Consider the following 26,421-nt stretch of genomic DNA (forward strand, 5'->3'; position numbering starts at 1 on the left):
ACGACCTCTTGTGTGGGCTGTCAATGGGCTGACGTACCGCTCCGTTTTATGGCACAACGCGCCATCGCCGACCGACCAACGAGGCCACGCATGCCCGCGCCGAAACCGCCTGCCTTCGAGACCCTGAGCCTGCATGCGGGCCAGCATCCGGATCCCACGACCGGCGCCCGGGCGGTGCCGATCTACCAGACCACGTCCTACGTGTTCCAGGATTCCGATCACGCCGCCGCGCTGTTCAATCTGGAGCGCGCCGGCCACATCTATACGCGCATCTCCAATCCGACCACCGGCGTGCTGGAGGAGCGGCTTGCGGCGCTGGAAGGCGGCGTCGGCGCGATCTGCACGGCGAGCGGCCAGGCGGCGCTGCATCTGGCCATCGCCACGCTGCTCAATGCCGGCGACCACATCGTGGCATCGAGCTCGCTCTACGGCGGCACCATCAACCTCTTGGCGCACACGCTGCCGCGCTTCGGCATCACCACCACCTTCGTCAAGCCGCGCGATCTCGACGCGTTCCGCACAGCGATCAAGCCGAACACGAAGCTCGTGATCGGCGAGACCATCGGCAACCCTGGCCTCGAGGTACTCGACATCCCGAAGGTTGCGGCGATCGCGCATGAGGCCAAGATTCCGCTTCTGATCGACAACACCTTCGCCACGCCCTATCTCAGCCGCCCGATCGAGCTCGGTGCCGACATCGTGATGCATTCGGCGACCAAATGGATCGGCGGCCACGGCATCGCGATCGGCGGCGCCATCGTCGACGGCGGCCGCTTCGACTGGCGCTCCTCCGGCAAGTTCGGCGTGTTGACCGAGCCCTATGGCGGCTATCACGGCATCGTCTTCGACGAGCAGTTCGGCACCGCCGCCTTCATCATGCGCGCGCGCACGGAGGGCTTGCGCGATTTCGGCGCCTGCCTGTCGCCGACCAACGCGTTCCAGCTGCTCCAGGGCGTCGAGACGCTCGGCGTGCGCATGGACCGGCATATGCAGAACACGCATCTGGTGCTGGAAGCGCTGAAGTCCAACAAGGCCGTGGACTGGGTGCTGCACCCGTCGCTCGAGGACCATACGGACTACCAGCTCGCAAAGACGCTGCTGCCGCGCGGCGCCGGCTCGATCGTCTCCTTCGGCATCAAGGGCGGGCGGCCTGCCGGACGCAAGTTCATCGAGAGCTTGCGCATGATCAGCCATCTCGCCAATGTCGGCGACGCCAAGACGCTGGTGATCCATCCGGCCTCGACCACGCATCAGCAGATGGATGTCGAGCAGCTCAAGGCGGCCGGCATCGGCGAGGAGCTGGTGCGGCTCTCGGTCGGCATCGAGACCGCAAGCGATATCATCGACGACCTCAACCAAGCGCTGCGCATCTCGCAAAAGGCCTGACACCATGAAGCTTTCCGTCAACGGCGCCGATGTGTTTGTCGCAACCGGCGGCCGCGACTTCGACAAATCCCTGCCCGCGGTGGTCTTCATCCACGGCGCCGGCTTCGACCATTCGACCTGGGCGCTGCACACGCGCTGGTTCGCCCATCATGGCTTTGCCGTGCTGGCGCCCGACCTGCCCGGCCACGGCCGCTCTACTGGGCCCTCGCTCGGCAGCATCGCCGAGATGGCCGACTGGACCGCGGCGCTGCTCGATGCGGCGGGCGCCGCAAAGGCGCATCTGATCGGTCACTCCATGGGCTCGCTGATCTCGCTGGAGACCGCCGCGCGACATCCCGACAAGGTGTCAGCGCTGAGCCTGATCGGCACCGCCGCGACCATGACGGTGGGGCCGGATCTGTTGAAAGCCGCCGAAGCCAACTCGCAGGATGCCAACGACATGGTCTCGATCTGGGGCCTCGGGTTCAACGCGGAGCTCGGCGGCAGCCTGGCGCCGGGCCTGTGGATGCATGGCGGCGCGCAGGCGGTGCTCAGGGCATGCGAGCCAGGCGTGCTGTTCAGGGATCTGTCGGCCTGCAACGCCTATACGAATGCGCTTGCCGCTGCGGCGACCGTGAAGGTGCCGACGACGCTGGTCCTCGGCGAGCGGGACATGATGACGCCGGCGAAGGCCGGCAAGGCGCTCGCCGCCGCGATCCCGCATGCAAGGACCGTCGTGGTGCCCGGTGCCGGCCACATGATCATGGCCGAGCGGCCGGACGAGTTGCTGGCGGCGCTAAGGAACTAAGCGGATCAATCTTATGTCTTGCGCGTTGCGGTCAAGCATCCCTCTCACTCAAGAAAGGGGAACCCGACCATGCCGAGACAGGAAGTCATTCGCAAAGCCAGGCAAGACAAGCGCGCCGGCAAGTCCGCCAGCACGCAGGCCGGCGAATTCGTCAAGGACCAGATCGACAAGATCCGAAAGGGCAAGCACGGCGCGCGCTCGACCAAGCAGGCCATCGCGATCGGCCTCTCCGAAGCGCGTCGCGCCGGTGTCAGTCTGCCGCCACCGCGCAAAGGGCGCACCACGAAGGCGACGCGGCGCAGTGCCAAGTACGCTTACGAGGTCGGCCAGGGCAAACGCACGCCGAAGCGGAGGCCGAAAGTATCGCGCGCCGCCACGAACGCTCTGAAGAAGGAACCGCGATCGACCGCATCGCACAGTGCGCTATCGAAACAGGCCAAGCAAGCCGCAAGCCGCCGACCCGCAGCGTCCCGTTCAGCCGCCGCGCGCAAGGCAAGCCACACCAAGGGCGCCAAGGTCCGCTCCGCCGCCGCCAAGAAGGCGGCGCGCACCCGCGCCCGCCGCCGGAGCTGATCAATTACGCCGGTTCAGGAGCCTGGATTCCATTTCCAGACGATGCCGGAGACGTTGACGGGCTTCGGGATCAGGCCGAGCTTTGCGAAACGGTCGGCGACCGCCTGCTGGCTTGCAATGATCTCGGCATCCAGCGGCACCACGCGGAAGTTTGATCGACCCACGAAGCGCCGGACGGCCTCGATGTCGACGCCGGTCGCGTCTGCCTGGGCTTTGGCGACGTCCTCGTGGTGTTCGTTGGCCCAGACGCCCTCGGAGGCAAAGGTCGTGTTGAGCTTCGCGACCAGCGAAGGATATTTATCAACGAAATCCGTGTTGGCGATGTAGAACGCATTCGGCTTGTGCACGTCCTTGTCGAAAGCGATGACCCGCGCCTTTTGCTTCAGCTCGGCGAGCGCGAGATAGGGATCCCAGATCGACCAGGCATCGACCGAACCCTTGATGAAGGCGGCGGTCGCATCGGCAGGTGCGAGCGGCGCCGGCGTGATGTCGGACCAGGATAGGCCGGCCTTCTCGAGCGCGGCGACCAATAGATTATGCGCGCTGGATCCCTTGCCGAAGGCGACGCGTTTGCCCTTGAGATCAGCGAGCGTCTTGATGGCCGAATCCTTCGGCACGATGATCGCCTGGGTGTTGCCTTCCGATTTCACCGCAGCGACGTAGCGGATCTTGGCGCCGCCGGCCTGCGCGAAGATCGGCGGGGAGTCGCCGACATAGCCGAAATCGACGCTGCCGACATTGATGGCCTCCAGCAGCGGCGGACCGAACTGGAAGTCGACCCACTTGATCTCGATGCCGAGCGGCTTGAAGGCGTTCTCCAGCGTCTGGCGCTGGCGCACCGCCGGGAAGAAGCCGCCCTTCTGCGTGCCGATGCGGATCTCGGCCGGCTTGTCCTCGGCGTGGACGGGTGCAGCTAGGGCCGTCGCAAGCAACAGCGTCGTTGCCAGAATGTGTCGTCGGGTGATCATGAGGCGGGTCCCTTCGATTGGATCAGTTGGGAAAGAGTTGCGAGCTCGCGCGGCCGCTCCGCTCGGAGAAGACGGCACGGGCGGCGCGCTCGGCCTCGCGGGCCGAACGGAACTGGCAGCCTTCGAGGCTGTCGAACAGGCGCTCGGAGGAGAAGAAGCGGAAGCCGCGCTCATCGCGCGTGACGATGCCGGCGGCGCGGTCCTGGATCTCGATGATGTAGGCGTTCGACTGGGTCTGGGACATGACTGCTCGTTCGCCGGAAATTCGGCGTTCCTGTCTTGGGATTGTCGATGTGAGGTGCTGCTAGGAGACGGTCAGCAACAACAACAGGCGCCCGTTGCCGCCGAGAAACAGCGCCGCGTCATGCACGCATGCATGTCGTTCTGATTGCGCTGGTGATCGGTTTTCATAGTGCGGCTTCAGGCTTGATGAGCAGTTTCGATGCCTCGAATATCGAGCGATCGGCACGATTGGTCAATGAAATGGCTATCCAAATTTACGGCGCGCGCGTTCGGGCGCTTCTCCCGCCGCAAGCACTGATAGACGGATTTGTCTCGCGATGAGTTCAACGCGCGCAAGCAGCGGGCGTGATACGCTCCCAAGGCCAATGATATGGGAGGTTCCAGGCATGGCGGATACTCTGAAGGGGCGCACGGCGCTCGTCACCGGCGGCTCGCGCGGAATCGGCGCCGCTGTCTGTCGTGCGTTGGCCGAAGCAGGCGCGTCGGTGGCGATCAACTGCCGCGAGAGAATCGGCCAGGCCGAGCAGCTGGCGGGCGAGATCGGCAAACAGGGCGGCCGCGCCATCGTCGTTGCCGCCGACGTCTCGCAAGCCGAGGCCGTGGCCGGAATGGTCGAGCGCGTCACGGCCGGGCTCGGGCCGATCGACATCCTCGTCAACAATGCCGGTATCGCCATCACGCGCGGCGTCGACGATCTCACCGAGGACGATTTCGACCGGACCATCCTGGTCAACCTGAAATCCGCTTTCCTGTGCACGCAGGCGGTGCTGCCGTCGATGCGCGCGCGGACATGGGGCCGCATCGTCAGCATCTCCTCAGGCGCCGCGCGCGGTGCCGGCTCGATCGGCCCGCACTACAATGCATCGAAGGCCGGCCTGGAAGGCCTGACGCGAGGCTATGCGGCGCGGCTGGTGAAGGACGGCATCACCGTCAACGCGGTGGCGCCCTCGCTGATCGAGACCGACATGATGAGCAGCCAGCCCCAGCTCGTCACCCGCATCCCGCTCGGCCGCTTCGGCACGGCGGACGAGGTGGCGAAGGCCGTGATGCTGCTGGTCGACAACGCCTACATGACCGGACAGACCATCGCGCTGAGCGGCGGGATGGCGTTTAATTGAGTGATGGCTCTTACCTCTCCCCGCTTGCGGGGAGAGGGAGACGAGAGAGCGCACCTGCTCACCACATCGTCGCCGCGGCCCGTTCGGGCCAGATTCGGTCGTACTCCGCGCCACCGACCTTGTTGTCACTCATCTCCGCAAGGATCTGTCCCGGAGTCGGCAGCGTTTTCGGATCGACGCGCTTGTCGGGATTCCAGAGGTCGGAGCGGACGATGGCGCGGGCGCATTGGAAGTAGATCTCGTCCACGTTCATCACCATGACGCTGCGCGGCGCCTTGCCTTCGACCTTGAACGAGGCGAGCAGCTCCGGATCGATGGAGAGATGCGCGCGGCCGTTCGCCCGCACCGCATTGCCCGAGCCCGGGATCAGGAACATCAGCGACACCCTGGGGTCGCGCACGATGTTCCGCAAGGAATCAACCCGGTTGTTGCCGCGGCGGTCCGGCAACATCAGCGTCTTGGAATCGTGGATACGGACGAAGCCGGGCAGATCGCCGCGCGGCGAGCAGTCGATGCCCTCGGGTCCGATGGTGGCGAGCGCGGCGAACGGCGCCTTCTCGATGAAGATGCTGTAGAGCGGGGTGACGTGGTCGGCAACTTTGACGGTCGAGGCATCGTTCGTGACGCCGTAGATGGCCTCTAGCTGCTCGACCGTTTCAATCACCGTCATTCCACTCTCTCCGTGTTATTGCCAGCAACTAATCTTGCCAGCCTTGATTCCTGATCACGCGCACGAGCTGACGGCCGTGATAGTCCGCGCTGCCGGCATTGACGATCGTGACATCCGCCTGTGCCGCCGCATCATCGATGCTGCGCGATAGCCGCTCGGCGATGTCGCCATCGCTTGTCCGGGCGCGCGCGGCAAGCCGCTGCGCCAATACCTCCGGCGGCGCCGTGATCGCGACCACGACGACGTTGGCATAGGCCTGGCGCAAGGCGGCGATCACGGTGCGTGAGACGTTGACGACGATGGTGCGGCCGGCGCGGATGTCGTCGTTGATCTCGAGCGGCAGCGCATAGGAATGCCCATGCGCCTCCCAGTGCACGGCAAAGTCGCCGTGCTCGCACGCACGGCGGAATTCGTCGGGGCTGACCGCGATATTGTCTTCATCGGCCGAGGACGCCCGCGTCACGATGCGGCGCGGGAAGACGATGTCGGGGTCCTCGCTGCAGGCGGCCTGCGCCAGCCGCAACAGCGTGTCCTTGCCGGCGCCGCTGGGGCCGACCACGAGCACGAGCCGGCCGGAGCCGATCGCACCCGTCTCGCCTTCGCCCGTGATCGCCATCTCGCTCATGCGACGCGGTGTCCTTCGCGCCAGACGCTGCGGACCACGGGAACGTGGCCTGCGACATGGACGCGGATCAGATCGGCGCGCTTGCCGGTCGCGACCTCGCCGCGGTCGGTGAGGCCGACCGCTTCGGCGGGCGCTTTCGTCACGGTGCGGACCGCGGCAGGAAGGCTGATCGCGGGCACATGCTCGGGCAATTGCAACGCGGCCATCAAAAGGCTCGACGGAATGTAATCCGACGACAGGATGTCGAGCAGGCCCTCGCGGGCGAGATCGACCGCCGCGATGTTGCCGGAGTGCGAGCCGCCGCGCACCACGTTCGGCGCACCCATCAGGATGTCGATGCCGGCCTGGTGCAGGCCGCGCGCGGCCTCCAGCGTGGTCGGGAATTCCGCGACGGAGACGCGGTCGCGTACGGCGTCCGCGACGTTCTCCTCGGTGGTGTCGTCGTGGCTCGCCAGCGGAATGTTGTACTCATGCGCCAGCGCCACGATCTCGCGCATGTTGGCCGCGGCATAGAGCCTCTGATACTCGAAGCGCTTTGCGAACAGCTCGTCGAGCTCGGCATCGGTCTTGCCGCCGCCCTTGCCGCGGTAATAGTCGCGCAGCTTGACCTCATCGCGGAACTGGCGCTGGCCCGGCGTGTGGTCCATCAGCGACATCAGCTTGACGTCGGGGCGGTCGATCAGCTCCTTGGCTTCCTCGACCACGCTCGGCATCGGGATCTCGCAGCGCAGATGCAGGAAGTGATCGGCGCGCAGCAGGTTGGCCTCGCGCGCGGTCGCGATCGCGGCGGCGAGCACGCCGGCGCGGCCATCGACCTCCTCGGCGTCGTCCTCGCGCCAGACCCGGAGCGAATCGAACACGGTGGTGATGCCCGAGGTCGCGAGCTGGCCGTCATAGGAGATGACGGCGGCGACCGGATTCCAGAACACTTTTGGCCGCGGCACGTAATGCGCCTCGAGATGGTCGGTGTGGAGCTCGATCAGGCCGGGCATGATCAGATCGCCGCCGGCATCCTCGGCACCCGCGGGCGCAGTCCCCTCGCCGATCTCCGCAATGCGGCCGTCGGCAAGCGCGAGCCAGCCCTGCTCGATCACCCGGTCAGCCAGCACGATCCTGGCGTTGGCGATCACGGATTCCTTCTTCATTTCCCCATTCCTTCAGGCCGCGGCGGCAAAGCCGGTGACGTCGACGATGCGGTCGGCAATCAAATGACGGATTTCGTCGTCATGGACAATGGCGACCATGGCAACGCCCTGACGTTTCTTTTCAGCGACCAGCTCCACCACCACGGCGCGATTGGCTGCATCGAGCGAGGCGGTCGGTTCGTCCAGCAGCAGGATCGGCAGATCCGAGATGAAGCCGCGGGCGATGTTCACGCGTTGCTGCTCGCCGCCGGAGAAGGTCGCGGGCGGCAGCTGCCAGAGCCGCTCGGGAATGTTGAGGCGGCGCAGCAGCTCGCCGGCGCGCGCCTGTGCCTCAGTCCGGCTCATCCCGTTCACGATCAACGGCTCCGCCACGACGTCGATGGTCGCAACCCGCGGCACGGCCCGCAAGAACTGGCTGACATAGCCGATGGTGGAGCGGCGGACGTTGAGCACCTGCCGCGGCTCGGCGGTGGCAAGATCGACCACGGCGCCGCGATGGCGGATGCCGATGCGGCCGCTGTCGCAGCGGTAATTGCCGAAGATCATCTTCAGGATCGACGATTTGCCGGCGCCCGACGGACCCGACAGCACCACGCACTCGCCGGGATTGACGTGGAAGGTCACGCCGCGCACCACCGGCAGCTCGATGCCGCCCTGCAGGTGCATCGTGAAGGTCTTTTGCGCATCGGCAATGTCGATCATGGCGGTCATCGGAGGGCTCATGTTGTAAAGATCATGGCGGCAGGATCGAGGAGACCAGCAGCTGGGTATAGGGCTCGCGCGGATCGTCGAGAACCTGATCGGTGAGACCGGTCTCGATGACGCGGCCGCCTTTCATCACCATCACGCGGTGCGACAAGAGGCGCGCCACCGCGAGATCGTGGGTGACGATGACGACGGCGAGGTTCAGCTCGGCGACGAGGCTGCGCAGGAGATCGAGCAGGCGCGCCTGCACCGACACGTCAAGGCCGCCGGTCGGCTCGTCCATGAACACGAGCCGCGGCTCGGTGACGAGGTTGCGGGCGATCTGGAGGCGCTGGCGCATGCCGCCGGAATAGGTGCGCGGCGCATCGTCGATGCGCGCGACGTCGATCTCGACGCGTGTCAGCCAATCCGACGCGGTCTCACGGATGCGGCCGTAGTGATTCCACCCCACCGCCATCAGCCGCTCGCCGACATTGGCGCCGGCCGACACCGCCATGCGCAGCCCCTGCGCGGGATCCTGATGCACGAATCCCCAATCGGTGCGGAACAGGAAGCGGCGCTCGGCTTCGCCAAGAGTGGCGAGATCGCGGGTGACGCCGTCGCGCATCCGGTAGGAGACGTGCCCCGCACTCGGCGCGAGCTGGCCTGACAGCATTTGCAGCAGCGTCGATTTGCCGGAACCGGACTCGCCGACGATCGCCAGCACCTCGCCGGGATAGAGCGAGAACGACACGTCGCGACAGGCATTGATGCGGCCGAACGACTTGCTGAGGGATTTTGCGACCAGCAGCGGCTCGTCGTTCTCGACCAAATTCTGATCAGCCATTCGCGGCCTCCTGCGCCTTCTCCTTGTACGGCGCGGCACTGAGGCTGCCGTGATGGCCGGCAGCCTGGCGGCCCTCGCAATAATCGGTATCCGAGCACACGAACATGCGCCCACCCTTGTCGTCGGTCACGATCTCGTCGAGGTAGGAATTCTCCGCACCGCAGAGCGCGCAGGGCGCGTTGAAGCGGTAGGGCTCGAACGGGTGATCCTCGAAATCGAGCGACACCACCTGCGTATAGGGCGGGATGGCGTAGATGCGCTTCTCGCGGCCGGCGCCGAACAATTGCAGCGCCGGGGAATTGTCCATCTTGGGATTGTCGAATTTCGGCGTCGGCGACGGGTCCATCACATAGCGCGCGTTGACCTTCACCGGATAGGCATAGGCCGTGGCGATGTGGCCGAAGCGGGCGATGTCCTCGTAGAGCTTCACATGCATCAGGCCGTATTCGGCGAGCGCGTGCATGCGTCGCGTCTCGGTCTCGCGCGGCTCGAGGAAGCGCAGAGGTTCGGGGATCGGCACCTGATAGACCAGCACTTGGTTCTCGTTCAGCGCCGTCTCGGGGATGCGGTGACGGGTCTGGATCACGGTAGCCTCGTCCGTCGCCGTCGTCGTCGCAACGCCGGCGGTTTTGGCGAAGAATTTTCGGATCGAGATCGCGTTGGTGGTGTCGTCGGAGCCCTGGTCGATCACCTTCAGCACGTCCTGCGGCCCCAGGATCGCGGCGGTGACCTGCACGCCGCCGGTGCCCCAGCCATAGGGCATCGGCATCTCGCGGCTGGCGAACGGCACCTGATAGCCGGGGATGGCGATCGCCTTGAGGATCGCGCGGCGGATCATGCGCTTGGTCTGCTCGTCGAGATAGGCGAAATTGTAGGCGGGCGCGTTCATTCCGCGGCCTCCTTCATGGCATCGGGCGTGTCGGCATCGGCAAACTCCTGACGCAGCTTGCGCAGGAGGCCGAGCTCGGACTGGAAATCGACGTAATGCGGCAGCTTCAGGTGCTCGACGAAGCCGGTCGCCTGGACATTGTCCGAATGCGACATCACGAATTCCTCGTCCTGCGCCGGGGCCAGCGCCTCCTCGCCGAGCTCACGGGCGCGCAATGCGCGATCGACCAGCGCCATCGACATGGTCTTGCGCTCGCTCTGGCCGAAGGCGAGGCCATAGCCGCGGGTGAAGCACGGCGCTTCCGTCGCCGAGCCCTTGAACTGGTTGACCATCTGGCACTCCGTGAGCTCGATCGCGCCGAGCGGCACGGCAAAGCCGACGTCTTCCGCGACGAATTCGACCTCGACCTCGCCGAAGCGGATCTCGCCGACGAAGGGATGGTTGCGGCCGTAGCCGCGCTGGGTGGAATAGCCCATCGCGAGCAGAAAGCCTTCGTCACCGCGCGCAAGGTTCTGCAGGCGCAAATCACGGTCCGCGGGGAAATTCAGCGGCTCGCGGGTGAGATCGCCGACGCTGGCGCCGTCCTCGGCTTCCGGCGATGATTCGATCAGCCCGTCGCGCCCGAGAATGTCTGTCACGCGCGGCGTCGGCGCGGTGGAGGCTTCGGCCGCAGCCGGCCTCTCCGGCACAAAACCTTGGGCGAGCGATGGATCGAGCAGGCGGTGCGTGTAGTCGAAGGTCGGCCCCAGGATCTGGCCGCCGGGAATGTCCTTGAAGGTCGCCGACACCCGCCGCTGCACCCGCATGGTGCCGGTGTCGACCGGCTCGCTGGCGCCGAAACGCGGCAGCGTGGCGCGGAAGGCGCGGACCAGGAAGATCGCCTCGATCAAATCGCCGCGCGCCTGCTTGATCGCAAGCGACGCGAGCTCGCGGTCATAGAGCGAGCCTTCGCTCATGACGCGATCGACGGCAAGGCCGAGCTGCTCCGAGATCTGATCGAGCGAGATTTCCGCAACGCTCTGGTCGCCGCGCCGCCTATGCGCGAGCAGGCGATGGGCGTTCTCGATGGCGCGTTCGCCGCCTTTGACTGCGACATACATGCTTCTAGCTTCCCTTGCTCACGACGCGCGTGGTGCGGGGGATCGCGACCACGGCGTCATCGGCGACCAGCACCACATCGATGCCGCGCGGAAACAGCGCTTCGTTCATCTGCAGGCGCTCGAACAGGTCGAAAGGCTTGATCGACGCCTGCAGCGTGGCGACTCCGTCGATGCCGGGGCCGCGCAGCTCGAAGCTGCGCCCGGCGGCGAGGCTGTCGATCTGGACGATTACCGTGGTCGAGCGGTCCGGATACTCGCTGGTGCCGAACGCGAAGGATTCGAACGAGGGCAAGGCGCCGCCGTCACCGATGAGCGCGAACGAAGCGATCGACGAATCCTGCACGACCGGCGCGCCAGTGTGGAACTTGAGCCACTTCGTCACGTCCGCGCTTTCCGCCATCCGTGCATCGAGCCAGAGCGGCGTGTCGTGATCGAACAGCGTCAGCGCGATCGCGGCGGTGCCGCGCATCATCGGCCCTGGCGCCCCCGCCATCGGCACGATGCGCTGGACCGAGCCCGGCCGCGCCATGGCGTCCATGACCGAGCGAAAGGTCGATTGCGCCGACAGCACCTTGTCGGCGAAACCCGGCGGCAGCTCCGCAATCGTGGTCATGATCTCACCCCTCACCGCGCACCATGGTGTAGAAATCAACCTTCGTCGCGGCGGCCGCTGCCGCCGCCTGCTTGCGCCTGACCATAAGCTGCTCGCGCAACGGCGCGATAATTTCGCGCTCCACCGCTCCGCCGAAATCGCGGGACTGCACCAGCGCATCGCACAGCGCGATCAGACGCGCCTTCTCACCGTCGCGGCCGAGCGTGTAGCCGAACCCGACCTCGCCGCTCGCAAGCCGTACCGCGGCGCGCGACACCGTCGCTTCGCCGAGATTGAACGGCGCACCATCGCCGCCGACCCGGCCGCGCAGCATGACGAGGCCGTTCTCGGGCGTGCGCAGATCCTGATGGTCCGGGAGGGCCAAGTTGCGGAGGCGAGCGGCGATCTCGCCCGCCTCCGCGTGCGCCAGCACCGCCATTGCGGCCTTGCGCTGGGCTTGCTGGTCGTTGTGCTGGGTCACCTGGTCCATCGAACCTTCTACAGAACTTGCCGCACCGAAGTTGTCTATGATAATAGACAACTTCATAAGGACGCGCCATGACTGTTTCGTGACAATGCTGTGATTTCTGGAGTAGGTTTCCCGCGACATGAGCATGCAGGACACAGCCTCGTCGGGCGTCGCGCTATGGCGCCTCGTGGCCGATGGCATCGAGCGCGGCATCGCCGACGGCCGCTTTGCGGCCGGCGACAAATTGCCGGGCGAGATGGAGATCGCCGAGACCTATCGCGTCAACCGCCACACCGTGCGGCGCGCGCTGGCAGCGCTTGCCGAGCGCGGCCTGGTGCGCGCCGAGCGCGGCAGCGGAACCTATGTCGAGGCCCAGAAGCTCGCTTATCCCCTGCGCTCGCGCACGCGCTTCTCCGAGATCGTCGGCGCTGATGGCCGCGAGCCGCACGGCCGGCTGATCGAGGCGACCGATGACGTCGCGACGCGCGAGCTCGCGCGGGAGCTGGGACTAAAGACCGGCGCACCCCTGGTGCGGATCGAGGCGATTCGCCTCGCCGACCGCACGCCAATCTGTGTTTCCACCACCTGGCTCTCGGCTGACCTGTTCCCGGATGCAGGCGCCGTGTTCGCGGCAACGCGCTCGATGACGAAGCTGCTGGAGCATTTCGGCGTCCGCGACTATCGCCGGGGCGCAACGAGGATCACCGCAGGGATTGTCGATGCGAGCGACGCCGCACGGCTCGATCTGGCGCTGGGGCGGCCGATCCTGGTGGTCGACGCCACCGACCATGATCTCACGGGCAAGCCGCTGGTGACGAAGCACTCGCGCTTTGCGGCAGAACGTGTGGAGTTCTTGGTGGAGAACGGTTAGATCAGAGCGTTTTCCAGCGAAGCATGCCCTCGGACTTGATCCGAAGTGGAAACGGTGTGCGTCGAGAAAACGCGTCAAAACAAGAAGCCAGAGTTCCGTTCCGATTCAATCGGAATGGATAAGGCTTCAGCACGACGTTAGGCGACCATCCGCTTGCCGATAATCGCGAAGCGCAGCTTGCCGGAAATCCAGTCGATCGACGATACCGTTATCAGGATCAGCAGGATCAGAAACGATACCTTCTGCCATTCCAGCACCCGGATCTGTTCGGCAAGCTGAAGGCCAATGCCGCCAGCGCCAACGATTCCGATGATCGTCGCCGATCGCGTGTTCGACTCGAAATAGTAGAGCACCTGGCTCAGCAAGACCGGGAATACCTGCGGCAGCAATCCGAACCGGACGCTGTGGAAATGGTTGCCGCCCGATGACCGAACGCCTTCCGCGGGGTTCTTGTCGGCGACCTCGATCGCTTCCGAGAACAGCTTGCCGAACGTTCCGAAATCGCTGCAGATCACGGCCAGGATGCCGGCAAACGGCCCCAGCCCCACGACGCCGACCCAGATCAGTGCCCAGATCAAGGTATCGACTCCACGGATGGTATCGAGGCCACGACGCGTCAATACGCGGATGATCCGGCTTGCAACCACGTTGCGCGCCGCCAGCAGGGATACCGGCAGCGCGAGCAGCGCGCCGCCCAGCGTGCCGAGAAACGCGATCGACACCGTCTCTCCGAGCGCATGCAGATATTTCAGAACCTCCGCCCAAGAACCCGGATTGGGCGGCAACATGAGCTGGACGAATTCGCCCAGCCTGACCATGCCTTGGGAGAGCCGGTTAAAGGGAATATCGAGCTGGACGATCCCGAACAGGAACAGCCCGACCGCCCCGCCGACGAGTATTGCGATCCTTCCCCGCTGCCACCAATCGGTCCGGAAGACGTCGGGATACCGTTCGGCAATGCCGGCCCGGTTTTCAAAACTGAAGGAGCTCATCGGGTGCTTCCCTCCAGCCCGAGCAGGCGGTGTCGCAACCGTTCCGTCAGGAAGTCGATCAACATGACGGTAAGGACGATGAGCAACAGGATGGCGCTGACGTCGGTGAAGTAGAACTTGCGAACCGCCTCGATCAGATCCTGGCCGATCCCGCCGGCGCCGACGAAGCCCATCACGGCAGCGCCACGCACGTTGATCTCGAACCTGAGCAAGGCATAGCTCACGAAGTTCGAAAGGACTTGAGGCAACGCGCCGAACCGAACAACCTGAACCCAGCTGCCCCCGCTTGCCGCCACCCCTTCGACCGGCTTGCTGTCGATGTTCTCGACAACCTCGGCGAACTGCTTGCCCAACGCTCCGGCGGTATGGATTGCAATGGCCAGAACGCCCGGCAGCGGCCCGAGACCAAAGGCCAGCACGAAGATCAGGGCAAACACGATCTCCGGCACGGTCCTGAAAAATTCCAGGACGCGCCGGGTGACGAAAACAGTCGTTCCTGATTTCACGAGATTGGCCGAGGCGAGGAAGCAAAGTGCGAAACCGCACAGCGCACCCGAGAGGGTGCCCATATATGCGATCAGCAACGTATCCCCGAGAAGCCGTGTCCAGCGCGGCAACCCCCACAGCCAGTCCGCCAAATCGCTCCATGCGGTCGCGAACGAAAATTTGGGTGCGATGCTGACGAAATAGGCCGGGAAGCGCCAGAAGTTCTCGACAAAATTTCCAAGACTGACCTCGCCCATCCAGCCCGCGGCAATAGCAACGGCGATCAGGACGGCGGCACCGAGCCATACGCGCCGGCGCTTGGCGGCAATTGCAGCCGCATAGCGATCGGCAAGCTCACGCAGCCTGGCTTCCGGGAATTCGGGAACTGCTGTTCGCATGGGATGTTCGGAAGAGCCGACGGCCAGATCGTGCGATCTGCCCGTCTTGTCCAACCCTTCGTTTCCCTCAGGATTTCTGCTTGCGAATGCTGTCGACAAACTTGGTCAGTTCGATCACGGCCTCATACGCCTTGTGGTCGACCTCGACGTAGGGCAATTGCTTCCCCTCGTAGATCTTGTCGAAAGCGGCCTTGTCCTTCACCGCAATTTCCAGCACGGCTTTCTTGATCGCCGCCTTGAGGTCGTCAGGCAGGCTGCCGAGATAGGCCATCGGCGAGTTCACAATCTGCTCGGACTTCATGATGATCTTGAAATCCGCGGCCTTCGCCATGCCCTTCCGTTCCATCCGGAGCAGGTTCGATTCCTTCTCATCGTTCCACCAGTTGAACGCCGCGTCGCAGGTGCCCTGCGAAAGCCCGATCACTGCGTTTTCGTGGCTCCCCGAGTAGACCACCTTGGCGAAGAACTTTTCCGGGTCGATGCCCATCTTGTTCATCGCGAAACGCGGCACGTTGTTGCCGGAAGTCGAATTGGGATCAACGAGGCAGAGGTTCTTGCCTTGCAGGTCCTTGATGTCCTTGTAGCTCGAATCGCTCTTGACATAGAGAACCGAGTAATAGCCCTTGGTGCCGTCGCCGTTCACCTCGATAGCGAACGGTTCGACCTTCGCGCCAACGATGTAGGCACGCGCGTAGGACGCCGGGCCGTACATCGCGATGTGAATGTTTCCTGCACGCTGACCTTCGATCACTGCGGCGTAGTCATTGGCAATCCGCAGCGTGACCTTGGTTCCAAGCTCGCGGGACAGGTACTCCGTCAGAGGCGTCCAGCGGTTAGTGGTGCCGGAGGCATTCTCGTCGGGAACTTTTGCGAAGATCAGCTCAGGATATTTTGCCTTCCAGTCCTGCGCCGCAGCGGCCGAAACTGAAAATGCCAGGGCCGCCGCAGCGGCAACGATCGTACGACGGTCTATCATGACGTCTCCCATTTCAAGGTTATGCAACTGTCGAGCTCCGGCTCTACGCTGGGCTCGATTTGAAGCGGCGATCAGGCCGCGGCAACCGTGCCGAAGGCAGGAACTGCCGTGCCGACCGATGCATCCCGGGGCGCAACATCCATGACTTCATTCGCCTCGAGATCGTACAGCTCGCGCGCGATATGGTCGGTCAAGGCCGCCGGCGCGCCGTCGAACACGACCCGCCCCGCGGCCATCCCGATCAGGCGGTCGCAATAGCTGCGGGCGAGATCGAGCGAATGCAGGTTGCAGAGCACCGTGATACCGAAATGCTTGTTGATGCGCAGAAGCGCATCCATCACGATCTTGGTGTTGCGGGGATCGAGCGAGGCGATCGGCTCGTCGGCAAGGATGATGTCGGGCTGCTGAACCAGCGCCCGCGCGATCGCCACGCGTTGCTGCTGACCGCCCGAGAGGTGGTCGGCGCGCTGGGCCGCGATGGCAGCCATGTCGAACTGCTCAAGCGCCGACATCGCGACGGCCTTGTCTTCTTCGGGCCAAAGCTGCAGCAGCGATCGCCATGTCGGCACCGTCGACAGCCGCCCCATCAGCACATTGGTGAGCACGTCGAGGCGGCCGACCAGGTTGAACTGCTGGAAGATCATCGCCGAGCGGGCGCGCCACTGCCGCAGCTCCCTGCCGCGCAGCGAGGTGACGTCGACGCCGTCGAACAGGATGCGTCCTCCGCTCGGCGTCACCAGCCGGTTGATGGACCGCAGCAATGTCGACTTGCCGGCGCCGGATCGCCCGATCACCCCGACGAAGCCGCCCGGGGAAACTTGAAACGAAGCATCGTCCACCGCGGCTTTCGCGCCGAAGCGACACGTCAGGCCTTCAATCACCAGCATACAGGAGCTCCAGAGTAGCTGGAGCCAACCGCTAACGCCGGCGCTTAACACTTGTGTGACAGCGCTGCTGCAGTGCGGCCATCCTACGCGCATCATCCCCTGTCATCTGTTTGTCATGACATCGTCATCCGGCCGCTCGAAGAGAGACGCCCGCCCTCGCACTTCGGATGCAACATGGCCGCCAAAGCTCTTTCGGTTCAGCCGACCGTCGATCCCTCGGCCAAGCTGCATGAGACCAGGCTCGGCGCCTACACCGAAGTCGGCGCGCGCACGATCCTGCATGAAGTGGCGATGGGCGATTATTCCTATGTCGTGAACGATGCGCAGATCACCTACACCACCATCGGCAAATTCTGCTCGATCGCGGCGATGACCCGCATCAATCCCGGCAACCATCCGATGCATCGCGCCACTCAGGCGCATTTCACTTACCGATCCAGCGCCTATTTCGAGGGTGAGAGCGACGATCTCGAGTTCTTCGAGTGGCGCCGGCAGCATCACGTTCATATCGGTCATGACGTCTGGATCGGCCATGGCGCGATCGTGCTGCCGGGCCGCAACATCGGCACCGGCGCGGTGATCGCCGCCGGCGCGATCGTCACCAAGGACGTGCCGGCCTACAGCATCGTCGCCGGCAATCCGGCCCGCATCGTGCGGCGGCGGTTCTCGGAGGAGATCGCCGGACGGCTCGCAAGGCTTGCCTGGTGGGACTGGGATCACGACAAGTTGCGCGAGGCGCTGCCCAATTTCCGCAAGCTCGGGATTGAAGATTTCCTCTCGGCATACGAAGCAAAAGCGAGCTCACTCGCCAATTCTCCTGCCAGCAAACGAAGCGCGGTCGCGTGACAGACATATTCATCGAAGGCGGCCGGGCCCTGATCGGCGCCGAGCTCGCCGAAACATCTCTTCTCGTCTCCGGAACAGACATTGCAAAGGTCGACGCCTCTCGCGGCCGGGCGCGGCTGGCGCTGGATGCCCGTGGCCTGCTGGTGCTGCCCGGCATCGTCGATCTGCACGGCGATGCCTTCGAGCGCCAGATGATGCCGCGCGCCGGCGTCGACTTTCCGATCGACGTTGCGCTCGCCGACAGCGACCGCCAGGCGATCAGCAACGGCATCACCACCGTGTTTCACGCCACGACCTGCTCGTGGGAGCCGGGCCTGCGCAGCGCCGACAATGCACGCGGCCTGATGGAGGCGATCGAGCGGCAGCGTCCGCAATTCGCCGCTGACACCCGCTTCCACCTGCGGCACGAGACCTACAATCTCGATGCCGAAGCCGAGATCGCACGGTGGCTGGCCGAGGGCCGCGTCGACCTGCTCGCATTCAACGACCACATGGACGGCACCGTCGCCGACATGGCCAAGCCGCGCAAACGCAACCGCATGGTGGAGCGCACCGGGCTGTCGAGTGAAGAATTCGACCGGCTGGTCAAGCGCGTGGTCTCGCGCGCCGACGAGGTGCCCGCCTCGGTGTCACGCCTGGCCGCCGCGGCCCGCACCGCCAAGGTGAGGATGCTCTCGCACGACGATTCGAGCCCGGCGATGCGCCGGGACTTTCGCGAGCTCGGCGCCTTGATCGCGGAGTTTCCGATCAACGAGGAGACGGCGCGCGCAGCGGCCGGCCACGGCGATGCCATCGTCTACGGCGCGCCGAACGTCGTGCGCGGCGGCAGCCACACCGGCTGGACCAGGGCATCCGACATGATCGCAAAGGGGCTCTGCTCGGTGCTGGCGTCGGACTATTACTATCCCGCGCAGCTGCTCGCCGCGTTCCGCCTGGCCGCCGATGGCGTGGTGCCGCTGGCTCAGGCCTGGGATCTAATCTCCGCCGGCCCGGCGCGGGCAACCGGCCTCACCGATCGCGGCCTGCTCGCGGAGGGACGCCGCGCCGACATTCTCCTCGTCGACGACAGCGTCGAGCTGCGGCCGCGGCTGATCGCGGTGATCTCAGGCGGCAGGCTCGTGCATCTCACCGACGCGACGCGGCTGCTCACCGCAATGGCGACGCCGCGCGAGGCTGTCGTCGCGGCGTAAATTGGTTATGCTGAGGCAATGACAGGTTTCCCCCGCTACGCGATCTACTATGCCGCAGGCCGCGACAGCGCCCTCTCCCGCTTCGGCGCCGAGCTGCTCGGCTATGACGCCTATACCGGAGACGAGCTGCCGTTTCCGCAACAAGCGCTGCAGGCCGCGCCGGACTGGCGCGAGGTCAGCGCCGATCCCCGCCAATACGGCTTTCACGCCACGCTGAAGGCGCCGATGGCGCTGGCGCCTGGCAAGACCGAAGCCGAGCTGCTGGCCGCCTGCTCGGCCTTCGCGGGCAGGACACGTCCGATCCCGGCGATCCGACCGGTGGTCGATGCCATCAGCGGCTTCATTGCCGTCATTCCGGCCGAGCCGGTCGAGGCTCTCCAACAGCTTGCCGCTGATTGCGTTCGCGCGTTCGACCTGTTTCGCGCCCCGCTGACGACGGAAGATCGCGCCCGTCGCAAGCCGGAGAGGCTCAGCGAGCGGCAGCGGGATTATCTCGACCGCTGGGGCTATCCTTACGTGATGGAAGAATTCCGTTTCCACATGACCTTGACGGGTCGGCTGGATGCGGAACGGCGCGGGCCGATCCTTCAGATGCTGCGGACAAGGTTTGTGGCGCTGGGGATCGAGATGCTCGCGATCGATCGCATTGCGCTGTTCAGGCAGGATGATGCCAAGGCGCGGTTTCGCATCATCGGCGAGTGGGCTTTGGTGCGGTAGACCTCAGCGCGAGGCCGCAAGATTGAAAGCGAGCGCCACCGCGCCAACCAGAACGAGGCTGATCGCCCAGACTGCATCCAGATTGAACCAGCTTCGCGAGACGAACTTCAATCCCAGATGGCGGTAGACCAGCCACGCCAGACACCCGCCGGCGCCGACCATGGCGGCAACGTGCACCAGGGACACCAGCACCGCCATCCCGAGATTTGCCGCCATCAGCGCGCCCGCCGCCTGATGGCCGGCATCGAGCTCGAAGGCCTGGCAGAGCCCGAGATAGATCGGCACGAGCATCAGGGCAGCGCCGTGAGCGATGGCGACGGCAAATGACCAGAGCACCAATTGCGTCGGCGGAATTCGTGCCAGCGCGCGCGGATGACGCCGGTCGATCAGCCGGTAGACGCCAAAGCCGATGACGAGAAGACTCGCACCGATCTGGATTGGACGCTGCCATTCGGCCAGTACGAGCAGGAAGGCGAACGGCAGCAGCACGAGAAGTGTTGCCAGGAGGTGCCCGGCCGCCAGAGCCCACAATGCACGGAAGAGCGCGAGAGGGCTCTTGTCCATGAGCCCGGCCGAAACGGCGAGCGGCCATCCCATTCCCGGATTGATCCCGTGGTAGAGACCGCTCGCAACAAGCGCGAGCCACAGCCAGCCAAGGGCCGGGCTCGCCTGCGTCCCATCTAGACCGACGGGTAGCAAAATGAGTCCGTCGAACAATCGCCGCCCTCGAGTCTGATCTGGTGCGCACGATATCCGTCGGGGAAACTCACGAAATAGTCCTTGTCGAGCTCGAGGCCGCCGTCACGACCGACATTGGCCATGACTTCCACGCCCGGAACCCCGTCGGGATAGAACTGGTCGTCCCAGGTGGAATAGAGCGAATTGGTCCAGTACACGCGCCGGCCGTCGCGGCTGATCTCGACCATCTGCGGGCCCGCCGCAAAGGCCTTTCCGTTCGGATGGGGCGTGCGCCGCGCGATGCCGCCGATGTGGACCGAGCCCGCAAGCTTCGGCTTTCTGGGATCGCTGACGTCGTACTGGCGCATCTCACCCGTCCCCCAGCACGAGACATAGAGAAACCGATCGTCCATCGACAGGTCGATGTCCGTCACCAGCGGCGGCACGGCGCCAAATCCCTGCAGCAGCGGCGGCAGCTTCTCCTTGGGCGCGGCTTCGGGAGGAATCGTCGCCGTCTTCTCGGCATGGAATTTTCCGCCCTCGCGCCACCAGGTCCAGATCGACGCTTCGAGGTTGGTGGTGTCGACCACGACACCGACGAAACCATACTCGCGAACCGGATCGTGCGCGGGGCGCACCTCCAGCGCCATCTGATGATTGGCGCCGAGGTCGATGGTCTGGACGTTGCGACGCGCGCGAAGGTCCCAGAAGTGGAGACGATGGCCATATTTGTTCGCAAGCAGATCTTCCGGGACGATCCCGTTCTCGAACTGCGGCGGTAACGCCCATTCGCTCGTCACCATGTAATCGCGCGGCAGATTCCACCAGAAATCATAGTGCAGCGTCTGCGGGCCACGGTCGATCTCCCATCGTCCAAGAACTTCGAACGTCTCGCAATCCATGATGAAGACGCCCGGAGGTCCGTTGGTGCCGTCCTTGCCGCCGCCGCCCAGCGTGCTCACGTAAATGCCGTCCGGCCCGCAATGGATCGTGTGCGGCCGCGAGTAGCCGGTCTTCTTGAAGACCTCCTCTGGCTCGATGATCTTGTGAATCTTGGCCTTCGTCGGATCGGGCTTGGTATCGATGACGTAGATCCGCGACGAGCGCAGCCCCGGGATGATGAGATAGCGCCGCTCGATGAAGGCGTGTCCGGCGAGCGGCGACAGGGCGGAGGAGCAAGCATTCCAGCCGAAATGATGAAACTCATCACCCTTGTTGGGCATCGTTACGGTGTGGACGATCTGGCTATAGGTCGGCGATCCCGGCTTGACGTCGATGACCGCGAGAGCGTCCGGCTTTGAGAAATCCGGACTGAGCAGCAAGGTGTAAGCAAAGTTTTCCGCAGGCGCTTCCATCGCAAGCTTGGGCGATGCGTGAAAGGTGGGATCCGGCCTCATCGTCATGGCACTGCCTCCCTGTTCTGTCGGTTTGCACCAACCTGGCTCGGGATAGTGGCAAAAGAAGAGCTGTTGCGAGATGTCCTGGGAATCTCCGAAAGGCGCCGGTTGGCGCGCGTACAATATGCCATCGCCGGGCTGTGGGGAACGGCCCGGCACGCGCTAATTCGACGCCTTCAGGCGAAATGGGCATCCCTCGTTCATTGCGAGCGAGGGCGCACAAGTCGCTCCTCGCAGCCTTCGTAGGGTGGGCAAAGGCGCAAAGCGCCGTGCCCACCGCTCTTCCCGAGGGCGCGCAAGTTGGTGGGCACGCTTCGCTTTGCCCACCCTACGACAGCTTCACGCACTGACGGGGAGAGAATTACTTCCCCCACCTGAGCGCCAACGCGTCGCGCTCCTTGGCGAGCTCCAATAGCCCCGCCCGCGTCGCCGGATGCAGCGGCTGCAGCGGATGCCGCACCGCCTCCGACTTGATCACGCCGCCGGCCTGCATCATCGCCTTGCAGGCGATCAGGCCGCATTGCCGGTTCTCGTAGTTGATCAGCGGCAGCCAGCGCTCATAGGCGGCCTTCGCTTTCTCGCGATCGCCCGCGAAATAGGGATCGATGATCTGGCGGATGCCGTCGGGATAGCCGCCGCCGGTCATGGCGCCGGTCGCGCCGGCATCGAGGTCGGCGAGCAGCGTGATCGCCTCCTCGCCGTCCCAGGGACCTTCGATGTCCTTGCCGCCCGCCTCGATCAGGCTGCGGAGTTTTGAGGCTGCGCCCGGTACCTCGATCTTGAAATAGCGGATGTTGGAAAACTCGCGCGACAGCCGCGCCAGCAATTCGACCGACAACGGCGTGCCGGCAACCGGCGCGTCCTGGATCATGATCGGGATGTTGATCGCACCGGACAGCACCTTGAAGAACTCGACGATGCCTTTCTCGGGGACGCGGAAGGTCGCGCCGTGATAGGGCGGCATCACCATCACCATGGCGGCGCCGGCCGCCTCGGCCTGCTTGCTGCGCGCCGCGCACACGGCCGAGCTGAAATGCGTGGTGGTGACGATCACGGGAACCCGGCCGGCCACATGGTCCAGCACCGCATGCATCACCGTCTCGCGCTCGGCATCGGTGAGCACGAACTGCTCGGAGAAATTGGCGAGGATGCAAATGCCGTGCGAGCCGGCGTCGATCATGAAATCGATGCAGCGGCGCTGGCCCTCGAGGTCGAGCTCGCCGCGCTCGTCGAAGATGGTGGGCGCGACCGGGAACACGCCGCGATAGGGGCGTTGGGCCTTGTGTGGGGTGACCGGCATCGAACTCTCCATCCCTGATGTGTCTTGGGTCTGTCGCCGCGCCCGCGGGAGCGAGGCGGCACAGATGTACCCGCAGTGCCGAGCTGCGGCAATGCCCGCGCGACGTCCGATGGAAAGAGTACGAAAATCAGGCGCTCTTCACGGCGCCCAGGAAACCCTCGACCGCGACGCGAAGACGATCGGCATCCGCCGACATCTTCTTGACGGACTCCGACAGCACCGTGCCGGCATTGCCGGTCTCCTGGTTGAGCCTTGCGACGCTGCCGATGGTATCGGTGACCTCGCGGGTGCCCTGGGCCGCCTGCTGGAAGTTGCGCGAGATCTCCGTCGTGGCCGCGCGCTGCTGTTCGACCGCGGCGGCAATCGCCGTCATCTTCTCGTCGATACCGCTGATGGCCCCGCCGATCGAGCGGATCGCGGCGACCGCCTGGCCGGTGGCGCCCTGGATCTCCTCGACCTGGCGCGAGATCTCCTCCGTCGCCGTCGCGGTCTGCGCCGCGAGGCTCTTGACCTCGCCCGCGACCACGGCGAAGCCGCGGCCGGCCTCGCCGGCGCGCGCGGCTTCGATGGTGGCGTTCAATGCCAGCAGATTGGTCTGGGCCGCGATCGCGTTGATCATCTTCACGACCTCGCCGATGCGGCTCGCCGTCTGATCGAGGATCTCGACCGTCGCATTGGTCTGCTCGGCCTGGGCCACGGCCTCGCGGGCCTCGCGCGCGCTCGACTGCACCTGCGCGGAGATCTCGCCCACGGACGCGGAGAGCTCCTCGGTCGCGGCGGCGATGGTCTCGAGATTATTGGTGGCCTGCTCGGCGGCCGAGGAGACCGCCGCGGTCTGGCTGCTCGATTCCGAGACCAGCGAGCGCACGCCGCTCGCGGTGGCGTCGAGCTCCCGCGTCGAGGCCGCAACGCTCTGAATGACCGCCTGCACCGTGTCGTCGAAGCTGCGGCAGGCGGCATCGACGGTGCCGGAGCGGGCGAGCTGAAGCGCCTGCTGCGACTCGCGTTCCTTACCCAGGCGCTCCGCAGTCGCCGCGCTCTCGCGCAGGCTTTCGAGCGCAGCCGCCATGGTGCCGAACTCGTCGGGCGATTGCGGCACCGGCGTCGCATAATCGCGCGCGCTGATGCGGGCGATGGCATCGAGGATCGCGCGCACCGGGCGCATCAGCCGGTTGCGCACCACAAACACGCCCGCGACAGTCACGGCCAGTGCAAGCAGGAAGCCGAAGGATTGCACGATGAGATTGGTGAGGGCCTTGGCCTGAACCGCCTCCGCGTGCGCGATCGACAGGTCGAGCGCCTTGCTCGCGACCGCGACGATGGACGCGAACGGAGCCTGGCACAACGCGTTCCATTCCGAGGCGGGCATCGCGGGACGGCCGCTGCCATCCAAGCCCTTGGTGAGCTCGCCGATCTGCTTGAGAGCGCCGTCGGTCTTGGCCCTCGCCTCCTTGGCCGCGTTGACGAGGTCGGCCGGCACGTCAGGCGCAGCCAGCAGCTCCTCCATGCCGGTCCAGCCGGCGGTGACGACGCCGTTCCATCCGGCCACGGTCTGCTTCTGGGTGTCGTCGAGCGGCTTGCTGGCGTTGACGTTCGGCCGCAGGGTCGAGCACTGGATGCCGTAGCGGTCGCGCACCTGCCAGGCGAGGCGGCGGGCCTGGATCATGCGGGCGATGTAAGGATCGTTCATCCAGGCGCGGTTCGACACCGCGGTGGATGCGAGATTGGCGGTCTCGATCACCTTGGTGACCGCATCGTACCAGGGCGCGGTCCGCTCCAGCTTGCGCTCGGCGCGCGGCAGCTTGGCCTCGTCGTAGAACAACTGGAATTTTGGCGCGGCCTCGCTCCAGCGCTGCTTCAGCGTGCTGGCGAGCTCGTCGCGGCGGGCGAATTCGACGGTGGAGAGCGCCGCGCTGATGGCCTCAAAGCCGGCCTGTTCCGCCTTCTCGGCAACGCCGAGCTTGGCGCGCGGATCGTCCTCGCCGAGCAGGGCGCTCTGGGCATCGCCACGATTGCTGCGCAGGGCAACCACGCCATGGAAGATCGACTTGTCGGCATTCGCGAGCCGCTCGGTCTCCAGACTGTCGCTATAGCGGCCGAAGGCCCCGACCATCTGGATGGCCGTGCTGGTCAGCGCGCCGGCCGCCAGCAGCGTCATCAGGACCAGGAGGAGCGTGCTTACCGATTTCTTAACAATGGACATGGGTCGAGGGGGCCTAACTCTCCGGAGAGGCCACCTTGCACCGCCACGTGCCAATGTTTCGTTAAGGTTTGAGTTGAATCGAAACGATCCAACCTGCACGCATTCGGAATACTATCCTATTCTGGTGAAATCCGGCGGGCGGCGCTCCGCAAACGCCGTAAACGCCTCGCGCGCTTCGGCGGTGCGCAGGCGCTGCGCGAACTGCTCGCCTTCGGCCTGCATCTGCGCGACCAGCGCCTCGCCGTTGCGCATCAGCCGCTTGGTCGCGATGAGGGCCCCGGCCGGTTGGCGGGCGAGACGCTGCGCCAGCGCAAGCGCTTCGGCATCCAGCTTGTCGAGCGGCACCACACGGTTGGCGAGGCCCCATTCCAGCGCGGACCTGGCCGGCACGGTTTCGCCAAGCGCGAACATCTCGTAGGCGCGGGCGTAGCCGATGCGCGCCGGCATCAACAGGCTGGAGGCGGCTTCAGGCACCAGCGCGAGGCTGACGAACGGCGTCGACAATTGCGCGTTGTCGGCGAGCACGACGAGGTCGCAATGCAGCAGCATCGTGGTGCCGACGCCGACGGCACGGCCCTGCACGGCCGCGACTAGCGGCCGGGTGCAGCGCGCCAGCGACTGGATGAAGCGCACCACGTTGCGGCTGCCTTCGGACTTGCCGGCCGCGACGGCCGCGAACTCGCCGACGTCGTTGCCGGCGGTGAACATGTCGCCCTCGCCGCGGATCAGGATCACGCGGGCGGATGGGTCGAACTCGGCGGATTCGATCGCATCGGCGAGCTTTCCGTACATCGCATCCGTCAGCGCGTTCTTCTTGTCGGGACGTGCCAACGTGAGGGTGAGAATTCCGCCGCTGTTCTCGATCCGGACGTGCTCGGTCATTGGTCTGCTCCGTTTTATTCGTCTGAACGTCTTGGAAACTTGTCCTGAATGCTCGTCAGCCAGCGTGCGACGATGTCGATCTCGGCGGCCGTGAATCCTTCCGTCAGCGCCGCATTGACCTCCGCCGCGCTGGTCTTGGCCTGCGCCAGCGCGGTGCGCCCCTTCGGCGTCAGCCAGATGCGAAAGGCGCGGCCGTCCTCGCGGTCGGCCCGCCGCTCGACCAGCTTCGCAGCCACCGTCCGGTCGACGAGACCCGAAATGCCGGCCGGTCCCATGTCGAGCGCCGCCCCAGCCTCGCCCATCAGGACGCCATCCTGCTTGCCGAGGATGAACAGCAGCCCTGCCTGCGCCGGCGTCACCTCGCTCTCGGGCCGCGCCGCCATCCAGCGCTGCAGCCGGCGCTGGGCGACACTCAGCAGGTAGATTAACCGAGGGTGCCGCGCGTCGGCGCTGTTATTTCGCATGCGAAGCAAATAGCGTCTACCGATCTCGTTGTCAAAGC

30 protein-coding genes are annotated in these 26,421 nt (G+C 65.3%); 9 read left to right on the plus strand and 21 right to left on the minus strand.

The window, feature by feature from the left end:
• The first annotated feature begins 90 nt into the window (after positions 1 to 90).
• From ACM43_RS07310 to ACM43_RS07320, 3 genes are all read left to right on the plus strand, one after another.
• Positions 91 to 1,386: an O-acetylhomoserine aminocarboxypropyltransferase gene (locus ACM43_RS07310; protein WP_271539284.1), complete on the plus strand. Its 1,296-nt coding sequence runs from the start codon at positions 91 to 93 to the stop codon at positions 1,384 to 1,386.
• A gap of 4 nt (positions 1,387 to 1,390) precedes the next feature.
• A complete protein-coding gene (locus ACM43_RS07315) occupies positions 1,391 to 2,173 on the plus strand; it encodes an alpha/beta fold hydrolase (RefSeq protein ID WP_271539286.1) in 783 nt (260 codons plus the stop codon).
• A gap of 69 nt (positions 2,174 to 2,242) precedes the next feature.
• Entirely contained in the window at positions 2,243 to 2,746 is a 504-nt protein-coding gene (locus tag ACM43_RS07320) for a DUF6496 domain-containing protein (protein WP_271539288.1), read from the plus strand.
• 14 nt (positions 2,747 to 2,760) lie between these two features.
• On the opposite strand, the gene ACM43_RS07325 is transcribed toward ACM43_RS07320, so the two are convergent.
• Together ACM43_RS07325 and ACM43_RS07330 are read right to left on the minus strand one after the other, a co-directional pair.
• Positions 2,761 to 3,714 carry an aliphatic sulfonate ABC transporter substrate-binding protein gene (locus ACM43_RS07325; RefSeq protein ID WP_271539290.1) on the minus strand — a complete coding sequence of 318 codons (954 nt, stop codon included), beginning with the start codon at positions 3,712 to 3,714 and terminating at the stop codon, positions 2,761 to 2,763.
• Between the two features lie 22 nt (positions 3,715 to 3,736).
• Positions 3,737 to 3,958, minus strand: coding sequence for a hypothetical protein (locus ACM43_RS07330; RefSeq protein WP_271539292.1), 222 nt, complete (start codon positions 3,956 to 3,958; stop codon positions 3,737 to 3,739).
• A gap of 128 nt (positions 3,959 to 4,086) precedes the next feature.
• Here ACM43_RS07330 and ACM43_RS07335 point away from each other — a divergent pair, with 128 nt between their 5' ends.
• Together ACM43_RS07335 and ACM43_RS07340 are read left to right on the plus strand one after the other, a co-directional pair.
• Positions 4,087 to 4,278, plus strand: a complete 192-nt coding sequence (locus ACM43_RS07335; protein WP_271539294.1) for a hypothetical protein — start codon at positions 4,087 to 4,089, stop codon at positions 4,276 to 4,278.
• Between the two features lie 65 nt (positions 4,279 to 4,343).
• A complete protein-coding gene (locus tag ACM43_RS07340; RefSeq protein WP_271539296.1) occupies positions 4,344 to 5,075 on the plus strand; it encodes an SDR family NAD(P)-dependent oxidoreductase in 732 nt (243 codons plus the stop codon).
• A gap of 58 nt (positions 5,076 to 5,133) precedes the next feature.
• Here ACM43_RS07340 and ACM43_RS07345 read toward each other — a convergent pair whose 3' ends face one another.
• The 9 genes from ACM43_RS07345 to phnG are packed head-to-tail and all read right to left on the minus strand — an operon-like array spanning position 5,134 to position 12,117.
• Positions 5,134 to 5,745 (minus strand): pyridoxamine 5'-phosphate oxidase family protein, encoded by a 612-nt coding sequence (locus ACM43_RS07345; protein WP_271539298.1) that lies wholly within the window; start codon positions 5,743 to 5,745, stop codon positions 5,134 to 5,136.
• Positions 5,746 to 5,773: 28 nt separating this feature from the next.
• On the minus strand, positions 5,774 to 6,370 hold the full coding sequence (phnN, locus tag ACM43_RS07350; protein WP_271539300.1) for a phosphonate metabolism protein/1,5-bisphosphokinase (PRPP-forming) PhnN: 597 nt from the start codon (positions 6,368 to 6,370) through the stop codon (positions 5,774 to 5,776).
• A complete protein-coding gene (locus tag ACM43_RS07355) occupies positions 6,367 to 7,515 on the minus strand; it encodes an alpha-D-ribose 1-methylphosphonate 5-triphosphate diphosphatase (RefSeq protein WP_271539302.1) in 1,149 nt (382 codons plus the stop codon). The genes phnN and ACM43_RS07355 overlap by 4 nt, the downstream gene beginning before the upstream one ends.
• Positions 7,516 to 7,527: 12 nt before the next feature.
• On the minus strand, positions 7,528 to 8,226 hold the full coding sequence (phnL, locus tag ACM43_RS07360; protein ID WP_271539305.1) for a phosphonate C-P lyase system protein PhnL: 699 nt from the start codon (positions 8,224 to 8,226) through the stop codon (positions 7,528 to 7,530).
• Positions 8,227 to 8,248: 22 nt separating this feature from the next.
• Positions 8,249 to 9,046: a phosphonate C-P lyase system protein PhnK gene (gene phnK / locus ACM43_RS07365; RefSeq protein ID WP_271539307.1), complete on the minus strand. Its 798-nt coding sequence runs from the start codon at positions 9,044 to 9,046 to the stop codon at positions 8,249 to 8,251.
• Complete coding sequence (locus ACM43_RS07370; RefSeq protein ID WP_271539309.1) at positions 9,039 to 9,935, minus strand: alpha-D-ribose 1-methylphosphonate 5-phosphate C-P-lyase PhnJ; 897 nt, start codon at positions 9,933 to 9,935, stop codon at positions 9,039 to 9,041. Before ACM43_RS07370 ends, phnK begins: the two co-directional genes overlap by 8 nt.
• Complete coding sequence (locus ACM43_RS07375; RefSeq protein WP_271539311.1) at positions 9,932 to 11,035, minus strand: carbon-phosphorus lyase complex subunit PhnI; 1,104 nt, start codon at positions 11,033 to 11,035, stop codon at positions 9,932 to 9,934. The genes ACM43_RS07370 and ACM43_RS07375 overlap by 4 nt, the downstream gene beginning before the upstream one ends.
• Before the next feature lie 4 nt (positions 11,036 to 11,039).
• Positions 11,040 to 11,648, minus strand: coding sequence for a phosphonate C-P lyase system protein PhnH (phnH, locus tag ACM43_RS07380; protein WP_271539313.1), 609 nt, complete (start codon positions 11,646 to 11,648; stop codon positions 11,040 to 11,042).
• A gap of 4 nt (positions 11,649 to 11,652) precedes the next feature.
• Complete coding sequence (gene phnG, locus ACM43_RS07385; protein WP_271539315.1) at positions 11,653 to 12,117, minus strand: phosphonate C-P lyase system protein PhnG; 465 nt, start codon at positions 12,115 to 12,117, stop codon at positions 11,653 to 11,655.
• A 118-nt stretch (positions 12,118 to 12,235) separates the two neighbouring features.
• Here phnG and phnF point away from each other — a divergent pair, with 118 nt between their 5' ends.
• On the plus strand, positions 12,236 to 12,967 hold the full coding sequence (phnF, locus tag ACM43_RS07390) for a phosphonate metabolism transcriptional regulator PhnF (protein WP_157283296.1): 732 nt from the start codon (positions 12,236 to 12,238) through the stop codon (positions 12,965 to 12,967).
• Between the two features lie 137 nt (positions 12,968 to 13,104).
• Here phnF and phnE (ACM43_RS07395) read toward each other — a convergent pair whose 3' ends face one another.
• From phnE (ACM43_RS07395) to phnC, 4 genes are all read right to left on the minus strand, one after another.
• Positions 13,105 to 13,959 (minus strand): phosphonate ABC transporter, permease protein PhnE, encoded by an 855-nt coding sequence (gene phnE / locus ACM43_RS07395; protein ID WP_271539318.1) that lies wholly within the window; start codon positions 13,957 to 13,959, stop codon positions 13,105 to 13,107.
• On the minus strand, positions 13,956 to 14,843 hold the full coding sequence (gene phnE / locus ACM43_RS07400; RefSeq protein WP_271539820.1) for a phosphonate ABC transporter, permease protein PhnE: 888 nt from the start codon (positions 14,841 to 14,843) through the stop codon (positions 13,956 to 13,958). The genes phnE (ACM43_RS07395) and phnE (ACM43_RS07400) overlap by 4 nt, the downstream gene beginning before the upstream one ends.
• Before the next feature lie 67 nt (positions 14,844 to 14,910).
• Positions 14,911 to 15,819: a phosphonate ABC transporter substrate-binding protein gene (gene phnD / locus ACM43_RS07405; RefSeq protein WP_157283298.1), complete on the minus strand. Its 909-nt coding sequence runs from the start codon at positions 15,817 to 15,819 to the stop codon at positions 14,911 to 14,913.
• 71 nt (positions 15,820 to 15,890) lie between these two features.
• Positions 15,891 to 16,706 carry a phosphonate ABC transporter ATP-binding protein gene (gene phnC, locus ACM43_RS07410; protein ID WP_271539321.1) on the minus strand — a complete coding sequence of 272 codons (816 nt, stop codon included), beginning with the start codon at positions 16,704 to 16,706 and terminating at the stop codon, positions 15,891 to 15,893.
• 174 nt (positions 16,707 to 16,880) lie between these two features.
• Here phnC and ACM43_RS07415 point away from each other — a divergent pair, with 174 nt between their 5' ends.
• From ACM43_RS07415 to ACM43_RS07425, 3 genes are read left to right on the plus strand one after another with little or no spacing between them, the layout of a single operon-like run.
• Positions 16,881 to 17,552, plus strand: coding sequence for a chloramphenicol acetyltransferase (locus tag ACM43_RS07415; RefSeq protein ID WP_157283300.1), 672 nt, complete (start codon positions 16,881 to 16,883; stop codon positions 17,550 to 17,552).
• On the plus strand, positions 17,549 to 18,742 hold the full coding sequence (locus ACM43_RS07420; protein ID WP_271539323.1) for an alpha-D-ribose 1-methylphosphonate 5-triphosphate diphosphatase: 1,194 nt from the start codon (positions 17,549 to 17,551) through the stop codon (positions 18,740 to 18,742). Before ACM43_RS07415 ends, ACM43_RS07420 begins: the two co-directional genes overlap by 4 nt.
• A gap of 18 nt (positions 18,743 to 18,760) precedes the next feature.
• Positions 18,761 to 19,459, plus strand: coding sequence for a DUF1045 domain-containing protein (locus ACM43_RS07425; protein ID WP_271539325.1), 699 nt, complete (start codon positions 18,761 to 18,763; stop codon positions 19,457 to 19,459).
• A gap of 3 nt (positions 19,460 to 19,462) precedes the next feature.
• Here the strand turns inward: ACM43_RS07425 and ACM43_RS07430 are convergent, their stop codons facing one another.
• From ACM43_RS07430 to ACM43_RS07455, 6 genes are all read right to left on the minus strand, one after another.
• Complete coding sequence (locus ACM43_RS07430; protein ID WP_271539327.1) at positions 19,463 to 20,056, minus strand: hypothetical protein; 594 nt, start codon at positions 20,054 to 20,056, stop codon at positions 19,463 to 19,465.
• An 83-nt stretch (positions 20,057 to 20,139) separates the two neighbouring features.
• Positions 20,140 to 21,540, minus strand: a complete 1,401-nt coding sequence (locus ACM43_RS07435) for a selenium-binding protein SBP56-related protein (RefSeq protein WP_157283302.1) — start codon at positions 21,538 to 21,540, stop codon at positions 20,140 to 20,142.
• A gap of 355 nt (positions 21,541 to 21,895) precedes the next feature.
• The gene (locus tag ACM43_RS07440) at positions 21,896 to 22,834 is read right to left on the minus strand and encodes a dihydrodipicolinate synthase family protein (protein ID WP_271539331.1); all 939 of its coding nucleotides are present in this window, start codon (positions 22,832 to 22,834) and stop codon (positions 21,896 to 21,898) included.
• 127 nt (positions 22,835 to 22,961) lie between these two features.
• Entirely contained in the window at positions 22,962 to 25,037 is a 2,076-nt protein-coding gene (locus tag ACM43_RS07445) for a methyl-accepting chemotaxis protein (protein WP_271539333.1), read from the minus strand.
• A gap of 111 nt (positions 25,038 to 25,148) precedes the next feature.
• Positions 25,149 to 25,919 (minus strand): enoyl-CoA hydratase, encoded by a 771-nt coding sequence (locus tag ACM43_RS07450; RefSeq protein WP_271539335.1) that lies wholly within the window; start codon positions 25,917 to 25,919, stop codon positions 25,149 to 25,151.
• A gap of 14 nt (positions 25,920 to 25,933) precedes the next feature.
• Entirely contained in the window at positions 25,934 to 26,383 is a 450-nt protein-coding gene (locus ACM43_RS07455) for a MarR family winged helix-turn-helix transcriptional regulator (protein ID WP_057027572.1), read from the minus strand.
• Positions 26,384 to 26,421 lie beyond the last annotated feature (38 nt).

This window comes from Bradyrhizobium sp. CCBAU 45321, from assembly GCF_028128975.1.
GTDB classification, from domain to species: Bacteria; Pseudomonadota; Alphaproteobacteria; order Rhizobiales; family Xanthobacteraceae; genus Bradyrhizobium; species Bradyrhizobium yuanmingense.